This is a genomic window from Xanthomarina arctica (assembly GCF_014638915.1).
Lineage (GTDB): Bacteria > Bacteroidota > Bacteroidia > Flavobacteriales > Flavobacteriaceae > Xanthomarina > Xanthomarina arctica.
Genome location: NZ_BMFQ01000001.1, coordinates 590,862 through 612,395, shown reverse-complemented (window position 1 = coordinate 612,395; position 21,534 = coordinate 590,862). Strand labels below are relative to the sequence as shown.

The 21,534-nt window shown below is 30.2% G+C and carries 19 protein-coding genes; 14 read left to right on the top strand and 5 right to left on the bottom strand.

The genetic code is table 11. The annotated features are described in order from the left end of the window. Positions 1–3 precede the first annotated feature (3 nt). From IEV77_RS02675 to IEV77_RS02635, 9 genes are all read left to right on the top strand, one after another. On the top strand, positions 4–1,395 hold the full coding sequence (locus IEV77_RS02675) for an O-antigen ligase family protein (RefSeq protein ID WP_188461587.1): 1,392 nt from the start codon (positions 4–6) through the stop codon (positions 1,393–1,395). Positions 1,396–1,457: 62 nt separating this feature from the next. Continuing rightward, entirely contained in the window at positions 1,458–2,234 is a 777-nt protein-coding gene (locus IEV77_RS02670) for a 2OG-Fe(II) oxygenase (RefSeq protein ID WP_188461585.1), read from the top strand. Positions 2,235–2,254: 20 nt separating this feature from the next. Next, positions 2,255–3,349, top strand: a complete 1,095-nt coding sequence (locus IEV77_RS02665; protein ID WP_188461584.1) for a glycosyltransferase family 4 protein — start codon at positions 2,255–2,257, stop codon at positions 3,347–3,349. A gap of 7 nt (positions 3,350–3,356) precedes the next feature. Next, positions 3,357–5,096 carry an O-antigen ligase family protein gene (locus IEV77_RS02660; protein ID WP_188461582.1) on the top strand — a complete coding sequence of 580 codons (1,740 nt, stop codon included), beginning with the start codon at positions 3,357–3,359 and terminating at the stop codon, positions 5,094–5,096. After that, the gene (locus tag IEV77_RS02655) at positions 5,071–6,159 is read left to right on the top strand and encodes a DUF1972 domain-containing protein (protein ID WP_188461580.1); all 1,089 of its coding nucleotides are present in this window, start codon (positions 5,071–5,073) and stop codon (positions 6,157–6,159) included. The genes IEV77_RS02660 and IEV77_RS02655 overlap by 26 nt, the downstream gene beginning before the upstream one ends. A 13-nt stretch (positions 6,160–6,172) precedes the next feature. Next, on the top strand, positions 6,173–7,318 hold the full coding sequence (locus IEV77_RS02650; protein ID WP_188461579.1) for a hypothetical protein: 1,146 nt from the start codon (positions 6,173–6,175) through the stop codon (positions 7,316–7,318). Positions 7,319–7,377: 59 nt separating this feature from the next. After that, entirely contained in the window at positions 7,378–8,775 is a 1,398-nt protein-coding gene (locus tag IEV77_RS02645; protein WP_188461577.1) for a UDP-glucose 6-dehydrogenase, read from the top strand. A gap of 10 nt (positions 8,776–8,785) precedes the next feature. After that, positions 8,786–9,775, top strand: a complete 990-nt coding sequence (locus IEV77_RS02640; RefSeq protein ID WP_188461575.1) for a UDP-glucuronic acid decarboxylase family protein — start codon at positions 8,786–8,788, stop codon at positions 9,773–9,775. Beyond that, complete coding sequence (locus IEV77_RS02635; protein ID WP_229736562.1) at positions 9,775–11,133, top strand: exopolysaccharide biosynthesis polyprenyl glycosylphosphotransferase; 1,359 nt, start codon at positions 9,775–9,777, stop codon at positions 11,131–11,133. The genes IEV77_RS02640 and IEV77_RS02635 overlap by 1 nt, the downstream gene beginning before the upstream one ends. Here IEV77_RS02635 and IEV77_RS02630 read toward each other — a convergent pair. Next, positions 11,130–12,293 carry a glycosyltransferase family 4 protein gene (locus tag IEV77_RS02630; RefSeq protein WP_188461573.1) on the bottom strand — a complete coding sequence of 388 codons (1,164 nt, stop codon included), beginning with the start codon at positions 12,291–12,293 and terminating at the stop codon, positions 11,130–11,132. The genes IEV77_RS02635 and IEV77_RS02630 overlap by 4 nt on opposite strands. Then, entirely contained in the window at positions 12,293–13,615 is a 1,323-nt protein-coding gene (locus IEV77_RS02625) for a phenylacetate--CoA ligase family protein (RefSeq protein ID WP_188461572.1), read from the bottom strand. The genes IEV77_RS02630 and IEV77_RS02625 overlap by 1 nt, the downstream gene beginning before the upstream one ends. Positions 13,616–13,704: 89 nt before the next feature. Between IEV77_RS02625 and purD the strand changes: the two genes are divergently transcribed. Beyond that, positions 13,705–14,976, top strand: coding sequence for a phosphoribosylamine--glycine ligase (gene purD, locus IEV77_RS02620; protein WP_188461570.1), 1,272 nt, complete (start codon positions 13,705–13,707; stop codon positions 14,974–14,976). On the opposite strand, the gene IEV77_RS02615 is transcribed toward purD, so the two are convergent. Further along, entirely contained in the window at positions 14,971–15,198 is a 228-nt protein-coding gene (locus IEV77_RS02615; protein WP_188461568.1) for a DUF6341 family protein, read from the bottom strand. The two genes, purD and IEV77_RS02615, sit on opposite strands and share 6 nt — an antisense overlap. 163 nt (positions 15,199–15,361) lie before the next feature. Here IEV77_RS02615 and IEV77_RS02610 point away from each other — a divergent pair, with 163 nt between their 5' ends. Further along, positions 15,362–16,288, top strand: a complete 927-nt coding sequence (locus tag IEV77_RS02610; RefSeq protein WP_188461567.1) for a DUF6427 family protein — start codon at positions 15,362–15,364, stop codon at positions 16,286–16,288. Here IEV77_RS02610 and upp read toward each other — a convergent pair. Beyond that, entirely contained in the window at positions 16,277–16,936 is a 660-nt protein-coding gene (gene upp, locus IEV77_RS02605) for a uracil phosphoribosyltransferase (protein ID WP_188461565.1), read from the bottom strand. The genes IEV77_RS02610 and upp overlap by 12 nt on opposite strands. A 161-nt stretch (positions 16,937–17,097) precedes the next feature. On the opposite strand from upp, the gene IEV77_RS02600 reads away from it, so the two are divergent. Together IEV77_RS02600 and IEV77_RS02595 are read left to right on the top strand one after the other, a co-directional pair. After that, entirely contained in the window at positions 17,098–17,706 is a 609-nt protein-coding gene (locus IEV77_RS02600) for a DUF4254 domain-containing protein (protein ID WP_188461563.1), read from the top strand. Positions 17,707–17,766: 60 nt separating this feature from the next. Beyond that, positions 17,767–18,795, top strand: a complete 1,029-nt coding sequence (locus IEV77_RS02595) for a glycosyltransferase family 9 protein (RefSeq protein WP_229736561.1) — start codon at positions 17,767–17,769, stop codon at positions 18,793–18,795. Between the two features lie 23 nt (positions 18,796–18,818). Here IEV77_RS02595 and IEV77_RS02590 read toward each other — a convergent pair whose 3' ends face one another. Then, positions 18,819–19,874, bottom strand: a complete 1,056-nt coding sequence (locus tag IEV77_RS02590) for a ferredoxin--NADP reductase (protein WP_188461561.1) — start codon at positions 19,872–19,874, stop codon at positions 18,819–18,821. A gap of 170 nt (positions 19,875–20,044) precedes the next feature. Between IEV77_RS02590 and IEV77_RS02585 the strand changes: the two genes are divergently transcribed. Next, the gene (locus IEV77_RS02585) at positions 20,045–21,526 is read left to right on the top strand and encodes a DUF5687 family protein (protein ID WP_188461559.1); all 1,482 of its coding nucleotides are present in this window, start codon (positions 20,045–20,047) and stop codon (positions 21,524–21,526) included. The last annotated feature ends 8 nt before the right edge of the window (positions 21,527–21,534 follow it).

Sequence of the window (21,534 nt, the reverse complement as noted above, 5' to 3'; positions counted from 1 at the left end):
ATCTTGAAGCATTTAAAAGTTGATTATTATCTGTTTATAATTGGGTTACTTATAATAACAATATACAAGGAGCCAGAATATGCCTATATACTTATTTTACCCCTTTTAGCTATTTCGTATTATAGAGTTATTGTTAAAAGAGATATTACCACGGTATTGATCTTAATGCTATCTGCAAGACTTATAATGGGGCCTTTTATTATTAACAGTAATATATCTTTTAATATACTTAATTTGGTTTGTAATTACGTCCCTATACTAATAATATTAACTTATAATTTTAGTAGTTTAAAAAGTATTAGTAATTATAAATTGAATGCATTAAAGTGGACCATTCTCTTTTTAGTATTTATGTTGTTATTGAGCTTGTTCCATATTTCATATGCTATAACAGAATTTGCAAAAGAGATACTTCCATTACTATTATTTTTATTGGTTGTATTAAGCAATGGAGAAAAGAAAATAAACTACCATTACCTTTTAAAATTTTTCAGATATACGTTTGTGGCGTGTTTAATAATTTATATATCCCCAGACTTTTATGGCCAAATGTATAATCTGTTCTCAGGTGGTATTATTTTTAAAGAACCAACTTACACCATAGATTTAGGTGTTAATCGAGCTATTCCAAGAAATATGGGCTTTGTTTTTGATTTTAGAATAATGACGCAATTAGCTTGTTTGTACTTAATTTTACTATACTATTTAAATAAAACTAAAAACTATTGGGATGTTGCTTTACTTATTGCTGTTGCTGTCACTACGTTTTCTAGAGGGCCATTAATAATTCTAGCATTATTACTATTGGCTGTTTATTTACCTAAAAAAATTAAAATAACCAAAAGGGTCTTGTTGGTCGCATTCACTTCTTTTATAGTATTAATTGGAAGTATCGTTTATGTATTAAATGATGACAATCTTCAAAAATTTATTAGTACTTTTAATCCATTTGCAGAAAAAAATGCGTTTTCGCAACGCGGAATTTTTATGGAATATTCATTAAATAAGTTTTATGAAAATCCATTTGGAAATGGTATCGGGGCATTATCTTCACCAAATGCAGATAACAAAATTTATGCAGGGATAACAAATTTGCATAAAGAAATTCCAGATAAAGTTTTTTATTATAGCGTAACAGACACTTACTTAGCAATGTCTCTAGCCGAAAAAGGTATTATAGGTTTCGTACTCATGCTACTGTCATTTACAGAAATATTCTATAGTAAAAGAAACCGAATATCTTTAATGTTTTTAATTGGGTTTTATATTAATCTTATTGGAACTGATATTCCTAAACAAGGATTTTACTATTTTGTAATTATTTTGGTTTATTATGGTCTAAGTCACTTAAACAGTACCAAAAATTCATTGAAAAATAGTATTATACAGAATTAAAAGCATAGTTTTAAACTATTATTTTATTAATATTTTTGTGTAATTTTGAAAAAACAATTATTATGATACATTTTGACAAGTTAGAAGAAAATATTGAAGAATTTCGAATAAAATATTTAACTAATCAGCCTTTTTCATATTTAATTATTGATGATTTTTGTGATGAGGATAAATTGCAAAAATTACGAAGTCAAATACCAGAATTGAATAATAAGAGCAGAGATTATATGTTTGCTAACAATAAATTTGAAAAATCTAATTATAAAGAATTGGGGCCTCTTTTTGATGAATTGTATAATGACCTAAAATCCGATAGATTTAATAAATTTTTATCCTATATATCTGCCAAAGAAGTATTTGTCGACCCCAAAAATCATGGTGGTGGATTGCATCAAGGAAAGAAAAACAGTTTTCTAGATATGCATTTAGATTTCAACTATCATCCTATAAATAAAAATTGGTTTAGACAAATGAATCTTTTGTTATATCTTAATACCGACTGGAAAGAAGAATATCAAGGTCATTTGAAAATAGAAGATTTAAGGTCTGGGGTAAAAAAAGAATTAGCAGTTCCTTTTAATAGATTAATTATTCAGGAGTGCGGTCGTCATACTCTTCATGGCTATGATTTAACATCTTTTCCTGAAGGAAATTTTAGAACATCAGTAGCTACTTATGCTTATACGTTGCACAAAACTCATATGGAAACACCAAGAACAACTGATTGGTTCCCAGGAGAAGATTCTTCAAAAATAAAAAAACTCGTTGCACAAAATTTTGATTTTGCAGTAAAAATAAAAAATAAGTTATTTGGTAGCGGAACAGCTAAAAACCAATAATTTAAAACCATTTTTAACTTATGAATATTCTAGTTGACGGTCATGTTTTTGATGATAAATATCAAGGGACAAGAAGTTATCTAAAAGGCTTATACCTCGCACTTATTCCTATTTGTAAAGATTGGAATTTTTTTATTGCGGCATCGAATATTGATAATTTAAAAAAAGAGTTTGGAGAGTTTGATAATCTTCAGTTCGTGCCCTTAAAAAGGAGCAATAAATTTCACCGATTGATAGTTGATTTCCCTTCAATTATTAGAAGATATGATATTGATTATTCACATTTTCAATATACTATCCCTCCAATAATAAGAGGAAAATATATTGTTACGGTACATGATATTTTATTTGAACAGAAAGAATTTAAGTCCTTTTTTCCATTGAAAACTAGGATTATTAACCACTTCCTACATAAACTTTCATCTAGGAAAGCTGATGTTTTATTGACCGTTTCTGAGTTCTCTAAACAAAAAATATTAGAATTTTATAAGATAAATGCGGAAGATATTTTTGTAACTCCCAATGCGGTTAATGACGATTTTTATCTTGAAAACGAAAGTTATGTAGAAACACCGTCAAAATACATTATGTATGTTTCAAGGATAGAACCTCGAAAAAATCATTTAAGTTTACTTCAAGCCTTTACAGAGTTGAAATTGTTTAATAAAGGATACAAACTTGTTTATATTGGGAAAAGAGATATTAGCTATCCTGAGTTTGAAAATTATATTAATTCAAATAAAGAACTTATTGGAGACTCCTTAATTTGTATAGAAAACGTAGCCACTAATGATTTAATTAAGTATTATAAAAATTGTGATCTTTTTGTTTTCCCCTCTTTCGCTGAAGGATTTGGGATCCCGCCCTTAGAAGCCATGGTTTTAGAAAAAAAAGTTTTATGTTCTAATCGAACGGCAATGACAGATTTTGATTTACCTAATGAATTTTTGTTTGATCCATATAATTTGGATGAATTGAAATCAAAAATAATCAACCAATTAAACAGCAATTTTAATTTAGCGGAGATTTATAGCCCAATTCTATCGAAGTATAATTGGCCAACAATAGCTGAACATTTTAAAAAAATTATAGATTCTCATCATAAAAACCAGTAATTGAAGTTTGATAACTAAAAAACATCCATTATTTATATTCTTAATAACAACTGTAATAGCTCTTATTATACTTGGGGTTTATATACATAAACACACCACCCTATTAAATAGTAATGTAAATTTAATTCAAATTACTTTAAAAAATCAGGTAAATAAAAAAGTAATTCCATTAGTATATATAGTAAAAGGTAATGATGAGGCAATAGATTTTAAAAAGCCATACTTATTTCAAAAAATTATAGATTCAACATATTTAGCTGTTTTAGATACTTCTTCTAAAGTAAGAAAAATAAGGCTCTATTTTAATAATCCTACAGAAGATCTCTATTTATATGATATTGTAATAAAAACAAAAAATGAAATTAAATCTGTAAAGCTTAACGATATTAATTTGGTAGGTAGTTTAAGTTTAAAAAAAACGGATGATAAATATTCGATAAACGCCAATGGAAAACATAGTTTTATTGAGTTGCCTAAAACTTTTATATATACTTCAGACTTTAAGAATATTTACCAACTTGTTTTTCCAACATTAATTCTATTGGTTTTAATGGTATTAGTTATAAAAGCCTTAAAACCAATAGATATTGGGCCATTCACTATTACAAGTCTAACACTATCATTCCTTATTTTAAGTGTTTTTTTACCAGCTCCTATCTATAATATAGCCTTAATATTAATAGCGGTTTTGCATTTAAGAAACATATCTTGGCTGGCTATAAAAGCACAAAAAATTAACCTTATTATTTTAGGTTTTTTTATGCTTTATATGATAAATAACATTTTTTCTGATGAAGGTTTTAAAGAAATATCTACAATTGATCGATTTCTGCCATTTTTGGTTTTAGCCGCCGTATTACCATCTATAGCCGACAGAAAATATTTATCGCTGTTTCCTATTTCTGCATTTGTACTGGGGTTTGGCTTTTTATTAACGTCAGTTTTTGAAGTTTATATTTATCAGAATTTTGAATTTCTATCCTTTGATTATTTTTCAAAATATTTGCATCCAGTATATTTTTCTTATCTTCTATTCTTTTCCATCTGTTTTATAGATCATAATTATAAAGGTAAAAGTAAATATTTCTTAGAATTTGTCTTGCTTGTATTTCTAATATTTAGTGGATCTAAAATGGTGTTTTTACTGTCATTAATTGTTGTATTTATCAACTTGCTAAAGAATAAGAAAACGGCGCTTTTAATTTTGCCATTGGTTATAATTGTAATTTTATTTTCACCTTTAAAAAGCAGGTTTGATGAAATCTTAAAGAAAGAAGATTTTGCTATTTTAAATGAGAATCCTATAGAGAACTCTAATGATGCACGAGTTAATGGACTAACACTGCGTTTGTTGCTATGGAGAGAATCTATTGCTACAATGAGTGGATTAGATTATGTTTTTGGAAAAGGCGTTACAAAAGAAACAAATAAAATTCTTGAAAATAGATTAGTTAATTTGGGTTTGGTAAATCACAAAAGCTTTAATCCACATAATCAGTATGTTGATACATTTTGGCGAACTGGTATTATAGGCTTGATACTATTAATTTTGATTCCTGTTTATAGTTTAGTTATTGGAATAAAAAGGAAGGATAAATTAATAATTCAGTTTTCATTATTTATGTTTGTAGTAATGTTCTCAGAATCTATTTTTGGTAGAGTAAACGGAGTTTATTTTTTCGCCACGGTCATCTTAATACTTATGAATTCAAATAAAGTAAATGAAAATAGCCATATTAGGAACTAGAGGTATCCCCAATAATCATGGTGGTTTTGAGCAGTTTGCTGAATATTTTTCAGTGTATCTAGCAAGCAAAAACCACGATGTTTATGTATATAACTCTCACGACCATCCTTTTCAGAAAAAAAACTTTAAAGGTGTTCATTTAATTCATTGCTATGATCCAGAATCTAAAGTAGGCACTGTTGGTCAGTTTATATATGATTTGAACTGTATTTTAGATGCACGAAAAAGAAATTTTGATGTTATTTTACAGTTAGGTTACACCTCAAATTCTATATGGTATAAATTACTTCCTAAAAAGCCAGTGATTATTACGAATATGGATGGTATGGAATGGAAGCGTTCAAAATATTCTGCTCAAGTTCAAAAATTCTTAAAATATGCGGAGAAACTTGCTGTTAGGTCAAGCGATTTCTTAATATCAGATTCTATCGGGATTCAAGACTATATTTCTAAAAAGTACCATAGAGAGTCAGAATTTATTGCATATGGCGCATCTGTTTTTAAAAACCCGGATGATGATGTTTTAACAAAATACAATGTAGGGGCGAATAAATACTGTATCCTAATAGCTAGACTAGAGCCAGAAAACAATATAGCTACCATTGTGGAAGGATATCATAAATCCGAAACACCACATAGTTTAATTATTTTCGGAGGCTTAAATGACTTTGGAGAGAAGCTCCAAAAAAAATATAGTAATGATACAAGAATACAGTTTGTAGGTGCAAATTACAATCAAGAAGAGCTTAATAATTTAAGATTTTTTTCTAAGTATTATTTCCATGGGCATTCTGTTGGCGGTACAAATCCTTCCTTATTAGAAGCCATGGCTTCTAATACATTAATAATAGCAAACAATAATATTTTTAATAAAAGTATATTAGAAGAAAACGCCTATTATTTTGATAATTCTGATGATATTCGGAGCATGATGAATAATGAAAGCTTATTTTCTCAAAAGGGAAACTTTGCAACAAACAACATAAAAAAAGTAGAAGACCTTTATCATTGGGACATTATTAATGCAGCCTATGAAAAGTATATTTTAAAGAAAATTAAATAATTGTATGTTTGAAATGCATAAATTTAAAGCTCTTCTAACCAATTATCAAGGTGTAATTTTAGGCTTTCTAATATTAAGTTTAGGATTTGATTTTTTAGATAAAATAGGAATATTCTATAATATCGAATTATTGAAACTCAACAGAATTATAAAAGCCATATTTATTCTATATGCAGTAGTTTTTATATTAACACATTATAAATATGTGCTTGATAATTTAAAACTTTTAATGGGTTTTATTATTTTATTATCTTTTCTTTTTCTTTTAAAAAACAACTTCTCTCATCGTTATGTTGATGAATATCTGAGATATATATTTCCTTTACTTGTATTTCCATTAATACATTTTGCAAACTTAAATACAGCCCAAAATTTTGCAACGAAGCTTTATAAACTTTTTATAGGCTTTATTGTTTTAAATGCAATCTATGTATTTCTTGGTTTAATTTTTGAAATATTGATTTTTCAAACCTATCAATACCACCGATTTGGATATAATGGCATTATTTTAAGTCAAGGTTTTACCCCTTATTTGTATTTATGTGCCACCACTTTGTTTTGGGCATTTAAAAACAAAAAAATGATTTTGCTTACCCTAGTAATAGCTAGTTTGTCAGGAGTTAAAGGCGTGTTTTTTGCAGAATTCCTACTAGTAAGTTTGCTGATTGTATTTGATTCTAATCTTAAAAAATCGCTTAAATTTAAAATATTAATCGCAGCTTTTATTGCTTTTATTGGTTTGCTTGTAGGACTATTTCTTACCCCTTTATTTCAAAAAGTGATTAAATCCGACGGTTTATTCACTGCAATTTTTTCATACAGAACTGATAATACTTTAGAGCTTTTCAACGAATTATCCTCAATCAACTATAGCTTTCTATTTGGCACAATAGGGCTAGAAATTGTAAGGTTAGAGTTACAGATGCTAGACATTATGTTGTTTTTTGGAATCATTGGCTTATTGGGGTATTCGGTATTTATTTATTTTCTATACACGCATTTGGTTAATAATTATATTTCAAAAGCATTTTTTATAACCATCATAGCACTTTCAATATTGAGCGGAAATCTTTTTTACATTCCTTTATCAACATTACTAATGTTTTTAGTACTGTTTGCTCTTCATAAGAAAAAGGACCTTAACGATCATGCATTTTAGTTTATTAACTAGTCTTTTTTTAAAATACTTCCTTATTTTTGTTTATAAAAGCATTTTAAATGAACATAAAAAAAATCTGTTGTATTGGCGCTGGTTATGTTGGAGGTCCTACCATGGCTGTAATTGCTAAACAATGTCCACATATACAAGTTACCGTTGTAGATATTAATGAAAATAGAATTGCCGCTTGGAACGATGAGAATTTAGATAATCTTCCCGTTTTCGAGCCAGGTTTAGATGAAATTGTAAAAGAGGCTAGAGGCAGAAACCTGTTTTTTTCTACGGAAGTTGATAAGGCTATTGATGAAGCTGAAATGATATTTATCTCGGTAAATACACCAACTAAAACTTATGGTAAAGGGAAAGGTATGGCGGCCGATTTAAAATACATCGAATTATGCGCTCGTCAAATAGCAAGAGTTTCTAAGCAAAGTAAAATTATTGTTGAAAAATCAACTCTCCCTGTTAGAACTGCTTCTGCAATAAAAAGCATTTTGGATAATACGGGTAATGATGTAGCATTTCAAATTTTATCAAATCCAGAGTTTTTAGCTGAAGGAACTGCTGTTGAAGACCTTTTAAGTCCTGATAGAGTTCTTATTGGAGGGGATACAACTCCAGAAGGAGAAGAAGCTATCCAAGCATTGGCAGATATTTATGCCAATTGGGTGCCTAAAGAACGAATTTTAAAAACCAACGTATGGTCGTCTGAGTTATCTAAACTTACAGCCAATGCATTTTTAGCACAACGTGTGTCTTCAATCAATGCCATGTCTGAGATTTGTGAGAAAACGGGAGCAGATATTAACGAAGTTTCGAAAGCTATAGGTATGGATAGCCGAATAGGATCAAAATTCTTAAAAGCGTCTGTCGGATTCGGAGGTTCATGTTTTCAAAAGGATATACTTAATTTAGTATATATTGCAAAAAGTTATGGGTTAAATGAAGTTGCTGATTATTGGGAGCAAGTAATCTTAATGAATGACCATCAAAAACAGCGATTTTCAGATAATATTGTTAGCACGCTATACAATACCGTATCTGGTAAAAAAATAGCTTTTTTAGGTTGGGCGTTTAAAAAGGACACGAATGATACTAGAGAGTCTGCTGCAATTAAAGTCGCAGATAATTTACTAAATGAACAAGCTGAAATAGCTGTTTTCGACCCAAAAGTTGTAGAGGAGCGCATTTATGCAGATTTAGAATATTTAGCCACAAGATCCAACGAGGATAATAGAAAGCTTCTTAAAGTAATTAAAAATCCTTATGAAGTGTGTAAGAACGCACATGCCATTGCTGTTTTAACAGAGTGGGATGAGTTTAAAACTTACGATTGGAATAAAATTTATGAGAGTATGCAAAAACCAGCTTTTATCTTCGATGGAAGAGGTGTTTTAAATAAAACAGAATTAGAAAATATAGGATTTGTATATTATAAAATTGGAACTGGAAAGTAAACAATAATTAATGATAGAAAAAGTATTAATTACTGGTGCTGCAGGTTTTTTAGGCTCGCACTTATGTGATAAATTTATAAATGAAGGATTCCATGTTATTGGAATGGATAATTTTATAACTGGCGACAAAAAAAACATTGCTCATTTATTAGACCTCCCTAATTTTCAATTTATAGAACACGATGTTACCGAGTTTATTAAAATTGAAGGGAATTTAGATTACATTTTACATTTTGCATCTCCCGCAAGTCCAATCGATTATTTAAAAATACCAATTCAAACCCTTAAGGTTGGGTCTTTAGGAACACATAATTTGTTAGGTTTAGCAAAGGCTAAAAATGCTCGAATTTTAATAGCTTCAACTTCTGAAGTTTATGGAGACCCCTTGGTTCATCCGCAAACTGAAGATTATTACGGGAATGTAAATACCATAGGACCAAGAGGTGTTTATGATGAAGCGAAACGTTTCCAAGAATCTATAACCATGGCATATCACAGGTTTCATGGTTTAGAAACAAGAATTGTTCGTATTTTTAATACCTATGGTCCAAGAATGAGGTTAAACGATGGTCGTGTTATCCCCGCTTTTATGGGACAGGCCCTAAGAGGTGAGGACTTAACAATCTTTGGAGATGGAATGCAAACTAGATCATTTTGCTATGTTAGCGATGAGGTAGATGGTATTTATAAACTTTTGTTTAGTGATTATTCATATCCTGTTAATATAGGAAACCCTCATGAAATTACCATTAAGGATTTTGCAGAAGAAATCATTAAACTTACTGGTACAAATCAAAAAGTAATCTATAAAGAATTACCACAAGACGACCCAATGCAAAGGCAACCAGATATTTCATTGGCAAAAAAACTTTTAAATTGGGAACCAAAAGTAGGAAGAGAAGAAGGCATGCTAAAAACATTTAATTATTTTAAAAGTCTTTCAGCCGAAGAATTACATAAAAGCGAGCATAAAGATTTTACAAAACACATTAAAAAATAGTGACTGCATTTAAACAAGGTAGATATTCTGGCTATTTAAGACACATTTCTTACTTCATTGATTTAAGTATTATAAATGGGTTGGCTTTGCTATACTTCTTTAAAATGGTGAACGCTCTTGAGTTTACAATAATAATATCCACCTCTTGGATTGTGTTGTCCATTTACTCTAAATTCTATGAAGTTTATAGATATTCTAGAGAAATTACTATTGCTTCGTTAATTTTAAAACAATGGTTTTTATTTACTCTTTTAATGTTTGCCTTTTCAGGGTTTAATTTCGAACTAAATATCGAGCCTCGAACCATTTTTAACTATTCTTTATCCGTTTTTTTATTAATTGGATTATTTAAATTTACTCTATATTATTTATTGCAAAAATATAGAACTGTTTTTGGTGGAAATTATAGAATTACTGCAATAATAGGAAAGAATAAACAGACCATAGCTTTAGAAAACTTCTTCAATAAAAACCCTGAATATGGGTACATGCATAAAAGAACATTTAATATTAAAGATAAAGAAGTTTTTAATTTGGATGCTTGTTTTAGGTTTATGATAAATGAATCTATTGACGAGATTTATTGCTCTATTTCAGAGCTTTCCAATACCCAAATGCATAAGATTATAGATTTTGCAGATAACAACCTAAAAACACTCAAATTTCTTCCAGATAATAAGGATATTTATTCCAAAAAATTGAAATATGAGTATTACGATTATATTCCAATTCTTTCTTTAAGAGATATTCCGTTGGAAGATTCTGTCAACCAGTTTGTAAAAAGATCCTTCGACATAATTTTTTCTTCTCTAGTAATTATTTTTGTATTGTCCTGGCTAACACCATTAATAGCTATCCTTATAAAACTAGAATCCAAAGGATCTGTGTTTTTTAAACAATCTAGAAATGGCTTTAATTATAAAGAATTTGATTGTTATAAATTTCGGTCTATGATGCCTAATAAAGATGCTCATTTATATCAAGCAACCAGAGGAGATCAGCGTGTAACTAAGGTAGGGAAGTTTATAAGAAAGACAAGTATAGACGAATTACCTCAATTCTTTAACGTGCTTTTTGGAGATATGTCAGTGGTTGGGCCAAGACCACATATGGTAAGTCATACAAATATGTACGCTAAAAAAATTGACAAATTTATGGTGAGACATTTTGTTAAACCGGGTATTACTGGTTTAGCTCAAATAAGTGGTTTTAGAGGGGAAGTGGAAACAGATAAAGATATTATAGGACGTGTTAAATACGATATCTTCTACATTGAAAGTTGGTCCCTCTTATTAGACCTTAAAATTATTTTAAAGACTTTTATAGATACCTTAAAAGGGGATGATAAGGCATATTAAATAATTTTTTTTAAACGACTTAATTGATGGTTAAAATCAAATTTATCTAAAGCCGTCTTTCTTATTTTTTCTTTTAATTCCAGACTTAAATCTGATTTTTTAATAATTGAAATCTCGTTATTTAATGCTTCATAATTTCCAGCTTCTGCAATCCATCCTAAATCATGTCTTTTAATAATATCTTCACCTTCTCCACCACCAAAATAAAGCATTGGCAAGCCTAATCTGGCATATTCAAATATTTTTGATGGTACAGATCCATAAATTCTATTTAGTAGAGGAATAATCGTTAAATCGTATTTTAACAACTCTTGATGAAGTTCTTTTCTTGTAACTTCCCCATGATAGGTAATTGGTAATTCGGGATGATTTGCAATAAATATTTCTATTTTAGCTTGTTCTGCTCCCGCTCCATAAATATGAAATTCTAAGTTAGTATAATCTAACTGTTCACAAAGTTTATATATACCTTGAGCCATACCAAGCAAACCAGCATAAACCAGTTTAATTTTTTGTTCCGAAGGATTTTGAAATTCTATTTTTGAAACTTCAAAATCAGGATAGTTTCTATATAGAAATGTGTTTTTGTTAGGAAAGAGTGTTTTTACATGAGTTAGAATTTCTTCACTCTGTCCTAAAACGAGATCTGCCTTTTTGTAATTTAAACGCTCAATCTTCTCCAGCATTCTATAGCTGAAGTTTTTTTTGAATGCTCCTAATTCCAATCCGGCAATTGGCCATAAATCGCTAACATTTAGTATGAGTTTTCTATTTTTAGATCTTAAAAAAAACATATTTGTAAATGCTACCAATAAAGGAGGAGATTGTACAATAACTGTCTGTGGAATTTTATTCCAAAGAAAAAACCAAATAAGGCTAAAACTGTAAGAAAACATAGCAAATAAACGCAAGAATTTGTTTTTAGAGTTGCTCGCATAAAGCCATAATCTAATGATGGTTATGTTATTTTCAACAGAAATATGCTTGAATTTCCCTTTATATTCAGGAAAGATTTTTCCAGTTGGATAATTAGGTAGAGGTGTTATTACAGAAACTTTATAATTCTCTTTTTGTAATCCTTCAGCCAGATGAAACATGCGGTTTGAAGCCGCTCCAGTTTCGGGAGGGAAATAACTAGTTATGATAAGAACATCTTTCATTAGCTATTTTCTTTAGGTATTAATGATGAAAACTGTTTCAATTTTCCACTTTTTGAACGTTCTAATTGTTGTACTCGTTCTAAATGAATGTGAAGTCCATTTTCTAGATAATGTTCCATTTCTTTTGAAATTAGTTTCATTTTTTTAGTAGAAAGCTCTTCCGAACTTACATATTTTATAACAAAAGTATCTTTTTGGTGCTGTTCTATAATAAATTCTTTTACGCTACCATCGTCTTCAATAATACTTTTTGTTATATAATAAAATGTCAATCCAGCCGCTTTTTTCCCACTGGGTAATATGGCCATATCGTTTGTTCTGCCAATAAGTTTTTCTAGAATCGGCTTTTTTAAGGTGCTTTGTTTTGAAAGTATGCCTATATCTCCAATATCGTATCTTATAAAAGGATGTGCTTTGTTGTATAGTGATGTTATTACAATACGCCCTTCTTCTCCATAAGGCAATATATTGTTATTTTCATCTAATATTTCTACACATAAGGTTTCGCTGGTTACCTGCCATTCTTTTTTAGGGTTTTGAAACGCTATAATATCCAGTTCAGAAGCTCCATATTCATTTATAACAGGAACTCCAAATTGAGTTTCCATTAAGGCTTTATCATTTTCAAATAACATTTCAGAAGTAACTACACAAGCCTTTAATGTTGGACAAATGTTTTTTAAATGCAGATTTTGTCGTTCCAAATACTTAGCAAATTGCACTATGGAACTGGTATAACCATTAATGTAATCAAATTCTTTAGACTCAAAAATTCGTGTATAATTATGAAAAGCTTCATCACTTAAATCAAATACAGAAAACCGATAACGTTTGCTTAAGGCATCCTTAAATCTTTCTTTAAAATATCCTTTTTTATCTAATGGAATACCGTAAAATCGGGCTTGTTTAGAACTATTAAAATCTAAGCCATACCAGCCGAACCTATTTTTAATAATGGCCCAAGTTAATGCATGACAAAATTTATCTTTTGCAAAAACAAAAGGATTTCCAGACGATCCAGAAGTTTTATTTACATAAACATTTTTTTGATTGTAGCCTTCCGAAAAACGATCATTTAAAGGTTGTTGTAAATCGTTTTTGGTCATTACAGGAATCGAGTTCCAATCAAAAGGACTTGCGTTTTTTGCAAGTTTAGAGTAAAAAGGTGTGTGTTTTAAATGGTAAGAAACGATATCTTGTTTTTTGTTATTCAGATATGTTTCAAAATTAGTTTCATTTATTTGTTGAATATCATTCAAAGCAAGCGTTGCTTTACCAATAGGAAAGCCATTAAACTTTAAAGAGAGATCGAATAAATTCAAAACTAATAAACAGATTTTCCGTAAAGTAAACAAAAATAATTCGTGTATTCGAAGCATTAGTTTTATTTTTGTTCCAAACAACTTACAACATGAACATTTTAATTCTTGGCTCTGGAGGAAGAGAACATACTTTTGCATGGAAAATGACTCAAAGTCCTTTATGTAATTCGCTTTTTGTGGCACCTGGAAATTCAGGAACAGCTCAAATTGCTAAAAATTTGGATTTGAATGTCACCGATTTTCAAGCCATTAAAAAAGCTGTTTTAGAACATAAAATATCTATGGTTGTGGTAGGTCCAGAAGATCCTTTAGTTCAAGGTATTCACGACTTCTTTTTGAATGATAAGGATATCAAGCATGTTTCGGTTATCGGACCTCAAAAAGCGGCAGCCGAATTGGAAGGAAGTAAGGAGTTTGCTAAGGAGTTTTTAGTAAGACATAACATTCCTACAGCGGCTTATAAAAGTTTTAATAAAACAAATGTTGAAGAAGGCTATGCATTCCTAGAAACCTTAAATCCGCCATATGTATTGAAAGCAGATGGTTTAGCGGCTGGAAAAGGTGTGTTGATTTTAAACGATTTAAATGAAGCCAAAACCGAATTAAAAAGCATGTTAGTAGATGCTAAATTTGGCGAAGCTAGCTCCAAAGTAGTTATTGAAGAGTTTTTAGATGGTATTGAACTAAGCTGTTTTGTTTTAACAGATGGAAAAAACTATAAAATATTACCTACGGCTAAAGATTATAAGCGCATTGGCGAAGGTGACACCGGTTTAAATACAGGCGGAATGGGAGCTATTTCTCCAGTTCCTTTTGCTACCGACGATTTTTTAAATAAAATTGAAGACCGAATAGTAAAACCAACAATTGATGGTTTAAAAAAAGACAACCTGCCTTATAAAGGCTTTGTTTTTATTGGAATTATTAAAGTTGGAGATGATCCGAAAGTCATTGAATACAATGTAAGAATGGGAGATCCTGAAACTGAAGTTGTTTTACCAAGACTTAAAACGGATTTGGTGGAGATTTTTCAAGCTATCGCCAATGAAACTTTAGATGAAGTAGTAATCGAAATAGATGAACGTGCGGCTACAACGGTTATGTTAGTTTCTGGTGGTTACCCAGAAGGGTATGAAAAAGGTAAAGAAATAACAGGTCTAGAAAATGTTGAAGGTTCAATTGCGTTTCATGCTGGAGCAATTGAAAGAGAGGGAAAGATTGTAACCTCTGGAGGACGTGTTATGGCAATTACTTCCTTTGGAAACACGTATCAAGAAGCCATAAAAAAATCTTATCAAAATATAGAAAAACTACATTTTGATAAGATGAATTATCGAAAAGATATTGGTTTCGATTTATAGGTATGAATGGGATGTAATGCTTTTATCATCATCGTTAGAGTCGCTATATCCTTTTAATTGTTTCATCCAATAAAGAAAAGCAACAAATCCGATTATTATAAATATCCAAGAAATTGTATTAGCAGCAAACCAATTTTCTAGTTCTAATTTTGCCAATGCATTAAAAGGAAGTAGTAATACATTTACAAATAAATCTTGAATGGCGTAAAAAAAGTCTTTCATTATATATAATTTTTAGGCTCCTTAAGAGCGTATATGGTATTATCAATATATTTAAACAACAAAATTACATTTTTTTCAATTTAAAATTTAATAAATTGAAAAGAATATTAGTAATTTACTTCTATTAACTGTTTCAGGAGACATATTTAAAACAAATCAATACATGATTTCTAGTTTTTTTAGTAAAGCAAAACCCATTCATTTTGTTGTTGTAACTTTGTTACTACTTATTGCTTTTACTTATACTAAAGCGAATCACTTAACACAAACAATGGATGTTTTGCTTGTAAGCAAGCAAATACTGTTATTTGGAGTTTGTTTTTTTTCAATTTTTGTTTTCGATTTTCTTTCCGGTAAAAACGATTTAACCAAGAGCAATAGTTATAAGATTTTATTCTTTAGCTTGTTTATGGTCATGATGCCACAAACCTTCTTGAATTCTAAGATTTTGGTAGCAAATCTCTTTATTTTATTTGCATTTAGACGAATAATCAGTCTTAGAACCATGAAGCAAGTTAATAGAAAGGTGTTTGATGCTGCTTTTTGGATTAGTCTGGCTACCTTATTATGTTTTTGGGCCTCACTTTTTTATATTTTAATTTTTGCAGCCCTGCTATTATATGCTATTGCAGACGTAAGAGACTGGTTGATTCCTTTTATTGGAATACTTACCGTTGTGGTAATTAGTGTTTGTGTTTTATTGATAACAAATACAGATGTTCTAGGTTATTTTTCTAATATAAACACAGATGTTAGTTTCGATTTTAGCATGCTAAATTCCCCGCAAATAGTAGTTTCTTCAACCGTTATATTATCCTATTTTGTTTGGGCAATCTTTTTCTTTATAATCAATATAAAATCTAAAACTAAAAATTATAAACCTTCTTATTTACTAATTATTTTAGCCGCATTAATTGCCATTACAATAATTATTATCTCACCTCAAAAAACGGGTGCTGAGTTTCTGTTTTTATTTGCCCCATTATCTATAATCATGGCAAATTATATTGAAATTATTCCTGAAAAATGGTTTAAAGAAATACTAATTTGGATACTTATTATTGTTCCTTTAATTAACTTAATGCTGTAGTTTTTCACCAAAAGCTAAATCGCCAGCATCTCCTAAACCAGGAACGATATATCCTTTTTCATTCAATTTTTCATCTACAGTTGCAACCCATAAATGTGTGTCTTTATCAAAATGATTTTCAATAAAATCAACCCCTTCTTGTGCTGCAATAACACAAACTAAATGAATGTTTTTTGGTTTTCCAAAAGGCTTTAAAGCTTCAAAAGTAGCAACCATAGATTGACCTGTTGCAAGCATGGGGTCTGCTAGAATTAAAGTTTTGTTTTCTAAACTTGGACAGGCTAAATATTCGACGATTATTTCGAAATTTTCAGGCTTTTCTTTATGATGTCTGTATGCGGAAATAAATGCATTTTCCGCCTTATCGAAATAATTTAACAAGCCATCATGCAATGGAACTCCGGCTCTTAAAATGGAGCAAAGCACAATGTCGTTGTCTATTTGTTCAATTTCACAAACTCCTAACGGCGTTGTAATGGTTGTTGGTTTGTAGCTTAAAGTTTTGCTCAATTCGTAACCTAAAATTTCACCAATACGTTCTATATTTCTTCGAAAACGCATGCTATCCTTTTGAATGTTCACATTTCTCATTTCAGAGATGAAGGTGTTTAGTATGGTATTTTGATTTGAAAAGTTATGAATATGCATGTTGTTACTTGTTTTATGGAGTGGTAAAGTTAATTAATTAGGCTTATATTTACGTTTGTAATTTCTATTTTTAATATAATGTAAACCTGAATCTACATTCCTTTGGCTTTAAAAATATTTTAGCTAAAAAATATGTAAATTTGTGTTTTAAATTTAAAATCATGTTTGCAAACAAAGCCAATAAAATTTTTCAAGACGTTATAAATAAATACCATGTTATAAATACGGTAGATCAACCTTTTGAAAACCCATATAACAAAGAATCTCATTTATTAGAGCATTTACTTTACAGAAAGAGTTGGATTGATACGGTTCAATGGCATTACGAAGATATTATTCGTGATCCTCAAATTGACCCTGTTGCTGCCTTGAAATTGAAACGTCAAATTGATGCTTCAAATCAAGATAGAACAGACATGGTAGAATATATTGACAGCTATTTTCTAGAAAAATATAAGGATGTGAATTCTAAGGCAAATGCGACTATCAATACTGAAAGCCCTGCTTGGGGAGTTGATAGATTGTCTATTTTAGCTTTAAAAGTATATCACATGAATGAAGAAGCGACTCGTACAGATGCTTCTGATGCACATTTAGTGGCTTGTAAAACGAAATTAGATATTTTGTTAGAACAACGTGTGGATTTATCGACTGCTATTGATACGTTACTAAGCGATATTGAAAAAGGCGATAAGTACATGAAGGTTTATAAACAAATGAAAATGTACAACGACGACGAGTTAAATCCAGTACTTCGTTCGCAAAAATAAAATTCCTGCGTGGTCACTGAGCGAAGCCGAAGTGCAGACAGGAATCTCATCTTCATTAAGATGCAAAAACCAAAACACATTCTAGTAATACGTCTCTCAGCCATGGGAGACGTTGCTATGACTGTTCCAGTTTTGAAAGCATTTTCCACCCAATACCCGGAAGTAAAACTTACCGTTTTAACTCGGGAGTTTTTCACACCATTTTTTAGAGATTTAGAAAATGTCACTGTTTTTCCAGCAGATTTAAAGGGAACTCATAAAGGCATTTTCGGACTTTATAAACTCTCAAAAGAGTTAAATAAACTGAAAATTGATGCAGTTGCAGATTTACACAACGTATTAAGAACAAAAATTTTAAAAGTCTTTTTATTCGGAAAGCCCTTTTTTCAAATTGATAAAGGGAGAGAAGAAAAGAAAGCCTTGGTTTCTGGGCAAAATTTCCAACAACTAAAAACCACGCATCAACGTTATGCAGATGTTTTTAAAAAACTAGGTTTTCCATTAGACTTATCAAATCCAAAATTTGCAAAACAAGTAGAATTAGAGTCTAAATTACATTCACTTATTGGAACAGATTCTAAAAAACGGATTGGAATAGCGCCTTTTGCAGCACATGAAAGCAAAATGTATCCTTTAGATTTAATGGAGAAAGTGATTGATTCGCTTTCAAAAACTCACAAAATCCTACTTTTTGGCGGTGGAAAAAAGGAAGTTGAAATTCTTAATGGCCTTCAAAACAAATATGAAAATGTTATTAATCTAGCTGGAAAATTATCGTTAACTGAAGAATTAGATGTTATTTCTAATTTAGACGTTATGCTTTCCATGGATTCTGGAAATGGGCATTTGGCAGCCATGTTGGGAGTAAAAGTCATTACCATTTGGGGAGTCACACATCCTTTTGCTGGTTTTGCACCTTTCAATCAACCAGAAGATTTTGCGTTAATTTCTAATAGAGAACAATTTCCATTAATCCCAACTTCTATTTATGGAAATACATTTCCAGAAGGTTATGAGGAAGCTTCGAGAAGTATTTCACCTGAAACGGTTGTTGAAAAAATAAAGTATAGTTTAACAACTAACAACTAACAACTAACAACTAACAACTAACATCAAATATCATCATAATCCACCTTTACAGTAGGTGTTGTTGGATGTGCCTGACAAGTTAAAATTAATCCTTCAGCAACTTCACTATCTGTTAAAATGTTGTTTTGTCTCATAGTTACTTCACCTTCTTTAACTCGAGCCAAACAGCTACTACAAATACCACCTTGACAAGAATATGGCGCATCTAAATCTTCATCTAAAGCTGCCTCAAGAATAGATTGTTTTTGAGACATTTCAAAGGTTGTTTCTTCATCGTCTACTATAACCGTAATTTTTGTTTTACCACTAGCAATTGCGTCTTCATTAACATCTGCAGGTTTTGCGGCTTTAAAAAGCTCATAAAACACATTTTCTTTAGGAATGTTATGTTCGGTTAAGACATCTTTAACTGTATGAATCATGGCCTCTGGACCACACAAAAAGAAAGCATCTACAACTATATTCTTATGAGTGTTTTTCATAACATAATTAACCGTGCTTTTTTCAATACGTCCAAAAATAGCATCGTCCTCATCTGCTTGACTAAACACAAATTGAATAGAAAAACGATCTTTATATTGATGTTGCAAGTCTAAAAGCTCCTGCAAAAACATAGTATCTTGAGTTGTTTTATTTCCATATACCAAAATAACTTTGCTATAAACTTCCTCTTCTAAAGCACATTTAATAATGCTTAAAATTGGCGTAATGCCACTTCCTGCAGCAAATACTGCAATGTTTTTGGTTTTAGAATCGTTAGGTTCAAAAACAAAGCGTCCTTTTGGTGGAGCCACTTCTAAAACATCTCCGATTTTTAAGGTATTATTAGCATATGCAGAGAATGTACCATCCGTAACTTCTTTAACAGCTACTTTTAAATCACCACTTTTTGGTGAAGAACATAACGAGTAATCTCTACGAACTTCGTGGTTATTAAGGTTTGTTTTTAAAGTGATATACTGACCAGCTTTAAAAGCATAGGTAGATTTTAAATCTTCTGGGACATCGAAACTCAAAACAACAGATTTGTCTGTTTCTCTTAAAATGTCTTTAATGGTAAGTTTATGAAAATGTGACATAAATTAATTTTTCACAAAAATAAGAAATACAGTTAGGATTTTAGTTTTGATTGTAACAAAATGTACATTAATATTACTAATAGAATAAACCAACTAAGTTTTTATGCGCATTCCTGAATTTGTAGAATCTTTTTTTTCTTCATTTTCAACAAACTAAAAATTTCGAACAGATGAAATTAAAACACTTTTTTAACTTAGAATGGAAGCAATATTTTAGGTCAGCCTATTGGCAAAAAAGTATGGCTTTAAATATCCTTCTTGCACTTTTTGCCTTGTATTTTATAGTGACGTTCTTGGCTTTAGGGATTGCCTTGTACCCCATTTTAAAAGATGCGTTTCCAGATCAAGATCCTTTAATTATAGTAAATAGTTATTTGTTTTATTGGTTTTTAGCCGATGTAGTTATGCGGTTTTTCTTTCAAAAGTTACCAGTTATGACTGTAAAACCCTTATTAACCTTGCCGGTAAAAAGAAGGAAAGTAGTTCATTATGTATTAGGGAAATCTGTTTTTTCATTTTTTAATTTCTTACCGCTTTTTGCTATTGTTCCCTTTGGAATCATGCTAATAATTAATGATTATCCTTTAGTTTCTGTTGTAATTTGGATGTTTACAATTTTTGTAATAACGCTAATTATTAACTTCTTAAATTTCATTATAGAAAGTTTTTCTTCTGAAACAGAACTATCTTTTCTACCTATTATCGCCTTAGCAGGAGGGTTGTTTGCTATTAATTATTTCAACTTAATTTCTTTTACAAGTTTGGTTGCCACTGCCGTTAATTCTATTTATGAAACACATGTATTTATAATTATTCCCATTCTTATCTTAATTGGATTATATCTCTTGAATTTTAAACTCTTAAGAGGGAAATTATATTTGGATAGTTCGTTGCAATCTAAGGTTAAGGAAGTGAAAGCTTCAAATCTGGATTGGACTAGAAAATTTGGCGAGGCAGCACCTTTTATGCAATTAGATTTAAAACTTATTTGGCGAAATAAAAGGCCTCGTTCTTCAGTTTTTATCTTAGTTATCGGATTGCTTTATGGGTTGTTTTTCTATCCAAATCCCACTTACCAAGACCAACCATGGATGTTTGCCTTTGTTGGTATTTTTGTAACAGGTATATTTTTAATCAATTTTGGTCAATTCATTCCTGCGTGGGATAGTGGTTACTATAAAATGTTGATGAGTCAAAATATTCAATATAAGCAGTACTTAAAATCAAAATTCACTTTAATGGCAGTAAGTGTTATTATCATGTTTGTTTTAAGTATTCCTTACGTGTATTTTGGATGGAACATTTTATTGGCTCATTTGGCGGCAGCTATTTATAACATTGGTATTAATACGCATGTTGTTTTGTTTGCAGGTTCTTTTAATAGAAAAAAAATAGATTTAAATCAACGCGCAGCATTTAATTATCAAGGCACAGGAGCAGTGCAATGGTTGGTTGGGCTTCCATTAATGGCATTGCCACTTGCTATTTTTGGAGCTTCATATTACTTTTTTAGTTTTGAAATGGGATGTTTGGTGCTAGCAATTTTAGGTTTGATAGGAATTGTTTTTCATCAAAAACTAATGAATATCATCACAGAAAAATATTTAGATTCAAAATATCAAATGATTCAGGCTTTTAGTCAAGACAATTAATAAACACT

Coding starts and splice junctions, on each gene's coding strand:
- IEV77_RS02650 (WP_188461579.1), top strand. CDS start 6,173: ATGCATAAATTTAAAGCTCTTCTAACCAATTATCAAGGTGTAATTTTA.
- IEV77_RS02595 (WP_229736561.1), top strand. CDS start 17,767: ATGCAAAAACCAAAACACATTCTAGTAATACGTCTCTCAGCCATGGGA.
- IEV77_RS02640 (WP_188461575.1), top strand. CDS start 8,786: ATGATAGAAAAAGTATTAATTACTGGTGCTGCAGGTTTTTTAGGCTCG.
- IEV77_RS02590 (WP_188461561.1), bottom strand. CDS start 19,874: ATGTCACATTTTCATAAACTTACCATTAAAGACATTTTAAGAGAAACA.
- IEV77_RS02610 (WP_188461567.1), top strand. CDS start 15,362: ATGATTTCTAGTTTTTTTAGTAAAGCAAAACCCATTCATTTTGTTGTT.
- IEV77_RS02630 (WP_188461573.1), bottom strand. CDS start 12,293: ATGAAAGATGTTCTTATCATAACTAGTTATTTCCCTCCCGAAACTGGA.
- IEV77_RS02655 (WP_188461580.1), top strand. CDS start 5,071: ATGAAAATAGCCATATTAGGAACTAGAGGTATCCCCAATAATCATGGT.
- IEV77_RS02600 (WP_188461563.1), top strand. CDS start 17,098: ATGTTTGCAAACAAAGCCAATAAAATTTTTCAAGACGTTATAAATAAA.
- IEV77_RS02645 (WP_188461577.1), top strand. CDS start 7,378: ATGAACATAAAAAAAATCTGTTGTATTGGCGCTGGTTATGTTGGAGGT.
- IEV77_RS02585 (WP_188461559.1), top strand. CDS start 20,045: ATGAAATTAAAACACTTTTTTAACTTAGAATGGAAGCAATATTTTAGG.
- IEV77_RS02615 (WP_188461568.1), bottom strand. CDS start 15,198: ATGAAAGACTTTTTTTACGCCATTCAAGATTTATTTGTAAATGTATTA.
- purD (WP_188461570.1), top strand. CDS start 13,705: ATGAACATTTTAATTCTTGGCTCTGGAGGAAGAGAACATACTTTTGCA.
- IEV77_RS02665 (WP_188461584.1), top strand. CDS start 2,255: ATGAATATTCTAGTTGACGGTCATGTTTTTGATGATAAATATCAAGGG.
- IEV77_RS02670 (WP_188461585.1), top strand. CDS start 1,458: ATGATACATTTTGACAAGTTAGAAGAAAATATTGAAGAATTTCGAATA.
- upp (WP_188461565.1), bottom strand. CDS start 16,936: ATGCATATTCATAACTTTTCAAATCAAAATACCATACTAAACACCTTC.